1 protein-coding gene is annotated in these 958 nt (G+C 54.2%); it reads left to right on the top strand.

The window, feature by feature from the left end; translation table 11 throughout:
- Window positions 1-297: 297 nt before the first annotated feature.
- Entirely contained in the window at window positions 298-954 is a 657-nt protein-coding gene (locus ACOCD2_RS22140; RefSeq protein ID WP_419589618.1) for a tyrosine-type recombinase/integrase, read from the top strand.
- Window positions 955-958 lie beyond the last annotated feature (4 nt).

Below are 958 nucleotides of genomic sequence, written 5' to 3'. Positions count from 1 at the left end.
ACGCTGATAGGGGTGAGTAGTTACGTTACATTTAGATCAAAATTTCGATATTGCAAGGGGGCGATGCTTGATCGTGCGTGATTGGGCTGGAATTGCACCATTTATGGGTATTTGGGTGCATGCATAGTTTTGCCCTGATGAATCGCTGATGATGGGCTATACTGGAAAAAAACCCGGCGATAAATACTTCCCAGAATGCACCAAAATAAATAATTTGAAATGGTACAAAAATTCCCCACTGACAACGCATTTCCAGCGCCCCGTCCGCGAGGGCTCTTTCACCCCGAAGAGCCCCCGGTGGCGAACTTTCCCATCCAGTCGGTGCAGATTGACTGGGATAGGCTCATTGCCAAGCGGCCCACCGTACTGATCACCATCGACGACATGCCGGCTTACTTGCTCAAACCGGAGGTTCTGGCGTTACTGGACGAAGAAAAACACCCCACTTACCGCCTCATTCTGGACCTCATGTGGACCACCGGGGCGCGCATCTCGGAAGTGCTGGCGCTCACGCCGAGCAGTTTTGTCGACGATGGCTACGACTTCGGGGTGATCCTCAAAACCCTGAAACAACGGCCCGGACGCCCGAGCAAAAAAGCCCTGCAGCGTTCACCCAAACGCTACGTGCCCATTCTGGATCGGCTGCTGCAGGACCGGATCCAAAGTTACCTCTATGCCGGACACTTCCGGAAAACCGAGCGGATCTTTCCCATGGCCCGCCAGACCGTGAACCGGCATATCCATGCCCTGGTGGAGCGGGTCGGGGGCGCAGATTTTCGTATCACCAGCCACACTTTCCGGCACAGCTTTGCGATTCATCTGCTATTGCACGGGCGGCCGCTGAAGTACGTCAGCCAACTGCTCGGCCACAAGTCCATGGACAGCACCGAGATCTATACCAACGTCCTGACCATCGATGGGGGACATTTTCTGGAAGGGGTGGATTTTCATTAGATAG

This window comes from Thiolapillus sp. (genome assembly GCF_048562965.1).
In the GTDB taxonomy this organism is placed as follows: domain Bacteria; phylum Pseudomonadota; class Gammaproteobacteria; order Chromatiales; family Chromatiaceae; genus Thiolapillus; species Thiolapillus brandeum_A.
This window is presented reverse-complemented; position numbering and strand designations above follow the sequence as displayed.